Source organism: Dapis purpurea BLCC-M126 (assembly GCF_050015975.1).
Taxonomy (GTDB): Bacteria; Cyanobacteriota; Cyanobacteriia; order Cyanobacteriales; family Microcoleaceae; genus Trichodesmium.
Map to the genome: position 1 here is coordinate 1343 of NZ_JBNHER010000224.1, position 8593 is coordinate 9935.

General features: G+C 33.4%; 6 protein-coding genes and 1 pseudogene. 3 read left to right on the top strand and 4 right to left on the bottom strand.

Features of this window, described 5'->3' with window-relative positions:
* The first annotated feature begins 226 nt into the window (after positions 1 to 226).
* Together ACP6PL_RS20060 and ACP6PL_RS20065 are read left to right on the top strand one after the other, a co-directional pair.
* Positions 227 to 1675, top strand: a complete 1449-nt coding sequence (locus ACP6PL_RS20060) for an nSTAND3 domain-containing NTPase (RefSeq protein WP_426547042.1) — start codon at positions 227 to 229, stop codon at positions 1673 to 1675.
* A 131-nt stretch (positions 1676 to 1806) separates the two neighbouring features.
* Positions 1807 to 3666: a helicase-related protein gene (locus ACP6PL_RS20065; protein ID WP_426547043.1), complete on the top strand. Its 1860-nt coding sequence runs from the start codon at positions 1807 to 1809 to the stop codon at positions 3664 to 3666.
* A gap of 94 nt (positions 3667 to 3760) precedes the next feature.
* Here ACP6PL_RS20065 and ACP6PL_RS20070 read toward each other — a convergent pair whose 3' ends face one another.
* The 4 genes from ACP6PL_RS20070 to ACP6PL_RS20085 form a co-directional block, all read right to left on the bottom strand.
* Complete coding sequence (locus ACP6PL_RS20070) at positions 3761 to 4330, bottom strand: hypothetical protein (RefSeq protein ID WP_426547044.1); 570 nt, start codon at positions 4328 to 4330, stop codon at positions 3761 to 3763.
* A gap of 428 nt (positions 4331 to 4758) precedes the next feature.
* Positions 4759 to 5946 carry a TRC40/GET3/ArsA family transport-energizing ATPase gene (locus tag ACP6PL_RS20075; protein ID WP_426547045.1) on the bottom strand — a complete coding sequence of 396 codons (1188 nt, stop codon included), beginning with the start codon at positions 5944 to 5946 and terminating at the stop codon, positions 4759 to 4761.
* A 507-nt stretch (positions 5947 to 6453) separates the two neighbouring features.
* Positions 6454 to 6834 carry a C6orf136 family protein gene (locus tag ACP6PL_RS20080; RefSeq protein ID WP_426547046.1) on the bottom strand — a complete coding sequence of 127 codons (381 nt, stop codon included), beginning with the start codon at positions 6832 to 6834 and terminating at the stop codon, positions 6454 to 6456.
* Between the two features lie 1256 nt (positions 6835 to 8090).
* The gene (locus ACP6PL_RS20085; RefSeq protein ID WP_426547047.1) at positions 8091 to 8384 is read right to left on the bottom strand and encodes a hypothetical protein; all 294 of its coding nucleotides are present in this window, start codon (positions 8382 to 8384) and stop codon (positions 8091 to 8093) included.
* On the opposite strand from ACP6PL_RS20085, the pseudogene ACP6PL_RS20090 reads away from it, so the two are divergent.
* Positions 8383 to 8593, top strand: a pseudogene (locus tag ACP6PL_RS20090) (hypothetical protein); the annotation flags it as partial. The gene ACP6PL_RS20085 and the pseudogene ACP6PL_RS20090 sit on opposite strands and share 2 nt — an antisense overlap.

The following is an 8593-nucleotide window of genomic DNA, read 5'->3' on the forward strand; positions in this document are numbered from 1 at the left end:
AAAATGGTAGAGCGAGATTTTTAAAAGGAGAAAAGAACGTGGGTTTCCCGATTCGATATTTGGTCGAGACTTCCCATCCGACTATTAGATAAATTTTCAGGAACTAGCATTTTTGACAGAGGTAAGTAAAGTCGTAGATAGAGATTTTTCCCAGGAGAAAAGAATAAGGGTTGCCGATTAGATACTTTGTCTAGATTTCCCGATCGCGCAGAAAAGATAAGTTTTAATGAATTTAGAAATTTTGTATTATCAATGCTGTTTTCATGGCAATAATACTTTCAATACTCATACTAAAGATAATGTCTTAGCAACTGAGGAGTTATTATCTCAATTATTATCTACTGATGTCTTGAATAACCGACTAGATAGATACGTTAATCAATATTTGGAAAAGAAAGGGGAATTTTTACAAGCAGATACATTAATTTTGTTGCGTCGTGGCGAAAACTTGAGAATTATCTGTGTAGATTTGTCTATATTTTCAGTCAAGTCAGAAAAAGATTTACTTTTTTTTGATGATAGTGAATTAAATAGTTTACGCCGAATTTTGATGACTGATATTAAACATATTCGTTCTAAAAGTGTCTTTTCTAAACTACGGATAGATACGGGTAATACTCAGGATTTTGATTTTGCATTTTCGCCAGATTTGAAACGATATTTTACTGCTTTTAAGCGGAAGGATAAGGAAACTACTAAATTAATTCAAGCTGGTGCTTATGCTGAAAGTTTTTACAAGTTTCTGCGAGAGGAAACACAAATAATTCAAGATGAAAAATCTGTTCTATTTAATATAGTAGGATATAGCGATCGCAACATTAGCTCTCTCTGTTTACGTCCAGAAAATATCAACATTTTAAGTACTTGTGCGAAAATATATAAGAAGGAATACAAGGATAAAGAAATTAGAACTGCTCGTCGCGAAGTCTTAGATTTAATTCAGAGAAAAGCTGTTCATAGTTTTATTAATGGCAAAGATTTTATCCAAGATTTATCTACAAAAACTGTTAATCTCCGGCAGAATAGTATTGCTCAGGTTACTCATCAAGAAAAGCTGAATAATTTTGTTAATTCTATAGATATTATCTCAGATAAATTAGCCAAAAAATCAGGTATTAAGTCAGAGTCAACATTAAGAGATGCTCATGCTGAATTAATTCAAAAAGCTCTGATTACCGATAATACTTTTGTATTTTTGACAGGTAATCCAGGTATAGGAAAAACAACAGCGATTACTAAATTTCTCAAGTCTCATTTAGAAGAAGGTTTTCTGTTATTTTATATTAGTCCTCGTACTCAAGTTAATCTCGATCTAATTGATAAGTTTAAATCTGAAAATTCTCAAAGTCAGGAGTTGTTCGACGACAGATTATTTTGTATCAACGCCAATTCAATTCTGATTCAAGAAAATGCTAACTCTTCCACAGTTAGATATTATTCCAATCAACGTCAAGATGATTTTACTTCTAAAAATGTCAGATTTATTAATCATAATTCACCAATTAAACCGAGGCAGCGAAATCAAGAAAATTTTGATAGAAGGAATATAGATAAATTGAATATAAAACAACACAAACTGCTGGAGTTATCAATAGTATCTGTCAGGGAATATACGCTCTTATTAATGAAAAAATATCCAATAATATTGTGGCTACAGTTTAGACTCAATCTTTGAAAATTACTCCGAATGGTGCAGACACTCTCCGACATCTTGATAAAATCTTCAAAAGTGCTTATGACACAAAAAAAGGCGTGAATTTTAGAAAAATGCGGGAAATTTCTCAGAGGATAAAGCACTTATTTATCATGATTGATGAAATTACTGGAGATGATGGGGGAGTAAATTTTTTAAAGGGAATAAATCAGTTTATAGCAAAGTATAAATTAACTAATCCAGAATGTGGTTTTAATACAAAAATCATTGTGGCTGATGCTTCTATTGTCGAACAAGAAGTTATTAAACAGCACTTATCCCAGACTTCTCCAGAACCAGATAAAATTTATTTTAGATTAGCAAAAAGTCAAACAGAACCACTTTCGGTACAGTATCTTAAGTTTAAAAATCGACCAACTATAACTATTAATGCTAATTCGTACCCAGCTAGTAGTTTAAATATCATCTATAAAATTTTCATTCAGTCTGTTGAATTTAATCAATATGATTGGAAAATTAAAGAAGATAATGATTTAGCTAAAGCAGTCGATGCAAAAATTTTAGCAGATATCAAATCCTTCCTAGACAACTCTAACTTTGGTCAATTGTTAGTTTATATTCAAGACAAAAGACGCTTAAAAGAGTTGATAGAAAAGATTAAGAAATCACAGAAAAATTTTCAGGAATATAGAGACTATCTCGAAATACACGCTAGCTTGTCTGATGAAAATAGAGAAAAAATAGATAAGTATAAGCAAGATGTAAAAATCGTGTTTATGACATCTTCAGCAAGTCGAGGTTTATCCTTTCCTAAAGCCAAAAATATCTTAGTTGAAATACCCCATTTCCAGATAGAAAAAAATTTGATGGAAGTCATTCAGGTTATCTATAGAGCGCGAGGTCAATATCAAGAAAATCGCAAAAAAATAACTTTAGATAATCAAGAAAAACAAATAACATTCTATTTGAGCGATTCGGTAATTTCTTATCCTAAAGATAACGATACTTCCCCAGAAGATTATGCTGAAGAGAGAAAACTTTCCCTGAAAGAAAGCGTAATGAACTTATTAGATATTTTGTTAATTCTCAAACTGTCAATAATGACTAGAATAGTAGGTTCTGGTAATCTGGGAAAGAAAAATTTTCTGATGATTCCTATTGGTGGAAAATCTATTTCAACAGCAGGAAATAGCTTTTCAGAAAAAATGACTAACCTAATTAGAGAACTAAAAAATGAACATAACCGACATCCAGAAAAACAAACTCTTAAATTTGTTTATTCCAGTCTGACGCAAATTCTTAGAGAAGCAGAATTTACTTTACCTAATTCTGCTTCTCAAAATATTACTTATCTTTCCCTAATAGATTCTTTCAAGACTCAACTTCCAACATTATTTAACCGACTTGATAACTTCTTAGACTTTGGTAATATTGAAACAAGTCATCTGACTGGTAATTTATTAGTAGTTCCTATTTCTAATCAAAAATTAGAAGAGAATTATCAAATAGGATTAGAAGAACAAATTAGAAAATTTGCTAATAATGAATTATTCAAAAAAATGTGCGCAATTAGTCAAAGTCAAGATTATCCACCTAATCTTACATCTTCAATGAAAAGTGCTTTGGAGTTTATTGGGTTGCTTAAAGGAGATAAAGGTGACATTAATACAACCCAAAAGTTTGAACAAAATAGTCAGAATTTAGACCAATATTATGCTGTACCCTTGTTTGTATTTATGAGTCAAGAATTAATGAGTAAATATTTTAAACAAGAGCTCATAGTTGAAGAAGAAAAACAATTTAGAACTCTCCTATCTCGATACGTTCATTCTCTTTATCCCGCCTATAATACTCTACCCATTGGTAGACAATATCAAAAATTTCCCTTCGTTGTTTTTCGTTGTTATAGTTTAGGAGAAATGCGAGAAAAAATTTATAGCGATCGCTATCTTTTAACTTCTAATGAATTGAATATTCTCAACTTAATTCTTTGCCAAGATGAGAGAGTCTGACATCAAAAATCCAGGCAAAATTTTCGGAGTCTTCTTTCACTCCCAATTATTAAAGTTGTCGTGGGTATTTATTTAGTTGTGGAGGATAAATAACTTAAGATTTTGATTTTCTCAAACATTTCTTGTTAGAAGTATTTTGACTTTTCCTGTTTCTTTTGGGCTTTTGCCTACGCTTGGTAACTTCTGGAGGGAGACTGTAATCTCCTCTTGAAAAATAAATCCTTTCTACTCGATGTTGTGATTCAACCTCAATCCACAGACGCGCACCTCCTGCCTGACTTTTATTGGCTTGATGAGGTTGATAAATAATTTGGCAAGGTCCTTTAATTTTTAAACCGTGGCAATAATCTTTTTTATCTCCCACTTTTACCGCAACTGCTGGATAAGAAGTTCCATTATCTCGGTTATAATCAATAGTCTTTCGGAGAACATGAACAAAGGTATTTCCTTTACGTTCAGCCTTATTCCAGGTTCCTTGAGGACCACGACGACCGGGTATGATTTCTGGGACTCCTCGATTATTGAGAGGTATTAGCCATAACCTTCCTTCTTTTCGGGAGCCTACAACTCGCCCCTGTTTCAGTAATAGTCGTAATCTTGCGGTTGAGATATTGAGTAAAAATGCTGCTTCTGTTGTATATACTTCTGTGTCGATCATCTCCATAATTACTATTTCGTAATAGTTTAAGCCTATATCTACAAAATACAAGTAAGGTAAATACTGTATCTATTTTAAGTCATATATGGAAAAGAATAGTAAGGATTCAGGTATTTCAAACCCAGTTACAGAGAGACTTCTGAAAACAACTGACTCAGCAATTTAACAGGTTTATTCTCAATAATAACCAAAATAAAGGCTTGTAGACATTTCTAATTGAGAATATAATTTTGCCGTAAATTGCCATAAATGCTTACCCTTCAAGATTTATAGCCTTTTCTATAAGACCTGAATCCTTACAAAGAATAGAAGTATAAAAAATAATGTTTGAGCAAACTGACTTATGAAAAATGGGTGAGGGAGGTTTGAGAATAAATTTTATCTCTCAACCTAAAAAATAAACATCAAAACCTGCCCGCACCAAAATAACTACCCTAAACTTTTGCAACTTCAGCAAACCTAATCTTCAAATAATCATCCTCCATTTTTGCCCCCGCAGGTTGCAACGCTGCTAAAGCTTGAGGCAAAACTAAATTCCGACGATGATTACCAATTCTAATATTTAACTCATCCCCAGTTTTATTCAATTGAATTTTCTCTTTAGGAATTCCAGGCAAATATAATTCCAAATTATAATTACCCTTCTCTTGTACTACCTTCACAGTATTTTCCTTATAATAAACCTGACTAGGGTCTTCATCTCCATAAAGAGTTTCTTTCAATCTTTCCAAAGCAGCCAAACCACACATTTCCTCAGAATAAAGAGGCACTTCCTTCACAGGCAAAGGTCTAAAATTATCGTGAATTTCTTGCCGATATTGCTGTTGATTTTCCTTCCACTTTTTAAAGAAAGGATCGGTTACAGAATCAGGAATAATCCGATTAGCTACTACTAAATCTGTAGAAACATTATACAAACTTAAATAAGCATGAGCCCGTAAAGACTCCTTAATTACCATCTTCTCAGGATTAGTAACTAACCGCACAGAAGTCTTAGTATTATCAGTTAAAACTTTTTCCAAAGCCTCAATTTGTTCATAAAATTCATAAGGAGCATCCATAACTTCCTTATCAGGCAAAGAAAAACCAGTAATAGGTTTAAAAATAGGTTCAAAAAGAGGTCTTAATGCCACTGACATTCCCTGCAAAGGTTTATAAAACTTCCTCATATACCAACCTCCCACTTCCGGCAAACTCAAAAGTCGCAAAGCAGTACCAGTCGGAGCAGAATCAATAACTAAAACATCATATTCCCCTTCATCATAGTGACGCTTCATCCGCACCAGACCAAAAATTTCATCCATTCCCGGCAAAATAGCCAACTCCTCAGCTTGCACACCATCCAAACCCCGCGCCTGCAAAACTTGAGTAATATAACGTTTTACAGCTCCCCAGTTTCCCTCCAGTTCCATCAAAGCATCCAACTCAGCACCCCAAAGATTTTCCCTAACTTTCCGAGGTTCGTGGCTCATTTCCATATCAAAGCTATCTGCTAGAGAGTGAGCTGGATCGGTACTGAGAACTAAAGTTTTATGGCCTAACTCCGCACAACGTAATCCTGTTGAGGCAGCCACTGATGTTTTCCCAACCCCACCTTTTCCCGTCATTAATATTACGCGCATTAATTACTTAACCTTTTCTGAGAAATTTTTACATAACTTAAACTTTAGCATTTTTTCACTTTTCCAGAATCTAGATAGTTTTTAGGAGATTTCTCTGTATCACAATCATGCTTTTCTGTCAATATATTTAGGGTTTGCTGATTAAATATAAAAGCATTGACAGACAAAGGTAAGTGCCTTCTTTAGTCTTGAAAAAGTACCTGCTTTTCCTTTCAAAAAGCTCAACAAAGTAGGACTTTGGTCAGACTATAGCAGAAAAATCAAGGGATAAATATATCCGACTATCTTTTCTGTAACTCCCATTTCTCCTGACTACTGACTACTACGAAGAGCAAAAAGACTTTTGAGCGCAAGCCCTATTTATGATTGCGAAAAATTAAGCTGAGAATTATTGACCAAAAAATAAAGTCTCAAGTCTCCCTTTTCAAGGGAATGAAAAATATTCGATTCAGTATTCAAGCATAGGGCTTAAATCAGAGGTACTGTTAACTGATAACTGAAATGACACTATTTCAGTGAAAAAACCTGTTTTAAAACATCCAGTCGAGAGATATCCCAATAGTCAATATGACTGTTAATCAATCCATCTGCATTGAGCTTCAATTCACTCCATCCTGGTATTGCCATTCGAGGTTTCCAGGGTGCAGGTGCTGTCCAACTAAGTGTCCAACGGGTGTTAATTACATTTCCCGATTGACTAATATCGTGTAAGTCAAGTTGAATATCATTAAACCAATTGCTCATAAAACCGATCATTTTTTGATAACGATCTATACCTCGAAATTTATTCATTGGGTCTTCAAAATAAACATTCTCTGCGTAAATACTATAAGTTTGGTCAGCAGGAAATTTTTGATAATCTTGTTTAAGTATTGAAATAATATCCATTTTGTTTCTAGGTTCTTTTCTTGTTCCTTGTTAAATTGAAAATTAGACACTTTTGATCTGATTTTTAATTGTGATTTTTCATCATAAAATAAAGTCTCAAGCTTCATATTTAAGAATAATATACTGTTAAATTACAACTAAAATTACTTGCCCGTTAATAATGAATAATTAGAGAAAAATGCTATTTTATTGGTGTCAAACATTTTGCTACTTTTCGGAAATATATTAGGAGAAAATGCTTAATAGATAAGATTTTAGGAGTTTATTTGTTGTTTTTGAATTGTGACAACCTAATATAGAGTTGCTGTAGTTTTCATTATCCATTATCCATTATTAATTATCCATTAATTTCAGGCCATAAACGTTCCAACTGATAACGCCAAGCTGCCAAAGTTTTTTCGCGATATTCTGAATTCATATCTATTTCTCCCATTAAACCTTCTGCATAAAAATGTTCTAAAGTTTGTATGGTTGCTTCTAATGTTTTTCCTTGGATTTTTGCTGCTTTAATTACTTGGCAAATCCGATTTTCTATTACCTCATTAAAATAACCAGATATACCTTGTTATTTCAAATTAAGTACTCTTTGAATAGCTGCACTAAAATCTGCAATTGTTAATGTAGAAAAATTATACTGAAACACTCCCCAAAGAACATTTTTATATATAGCATAACGAGTTTATAAAGTCACATCAAAATTAGCTTCAAGTAATTTTTCAAGAAATGGTTGAGCATCTTCTTTTGGAATAATAGGTATTAAATTTCTCAGCCAAGTTTCGTCTTCTGAGATGAGAATTAAAATTCGAAACTTATCTGTTTCTATTTGCGATGAATTGGGTGATGGAGTTTCAATAGATTATCCGAATATATCTGTTATAGCAATGAGCGCTCACATATTTACATACTACTATTATCATCAAGTGTAATACAAAGCTCTACTAATATTACCAATACTTTGAATTTACTACATTAGTAATCATTTGTATCATGTAAACACACTAGCGCTCATTGCTATAGTGTTTGATTAATTTCTAATAAATTCATCAGTATATAAATTAAGTCAGGAACTGCTAAACGATTATTTTATTTTTTAGCTAATTCAAATCTACTTGTAAGAGTAAAAATTGAGATATCCAACTAATCTAATGATAAACCCCCGGTTAAAGTCCGGGGGTTCTTTAGCTAATAGGAAATAGTTTGCATCCCTATCACGATCGCTACTTGTTCTAGTCCTGAATAAATCAACTACTAAATTTTTAGCTCATCCATTCCAGAACAGCCTCTTCTTTAGTATTAGTACGACGTTCTGGAGTTTCACGAGTAAACTTCATGTGAATGGATCGGTTTTGCTCACCATCAACTGCTACTGCCATGATTGGATAATCAATTAAACCATCAGGGAAAGCCATCTGGAAGCGGAATGTACCATCGGGGTTTAATTTAATAGGTCGTCCACCAATGGTAACAGTAGCATCCGGTTCAGTTGCACCATGGATAATAAGTTCGGCATCAGCAACTAACCAGAACTTTCGTGGGCGAACTGGTGGCATGGAGGCAGCAACACCAGACATATTCATGCCTACACCTGACATACTCATGCCAATACCAGAAGCAGTTAAACCTACACCTGACATACTCATGCCTACACCTGACATACCCATGCCAATACCAGAAGCAGTTAAACCTACACCTGACATACTCATGCCTACCCCTGACATTCCCATGCCAATACCAGAAGTAGTTAAACCTATACCTGACA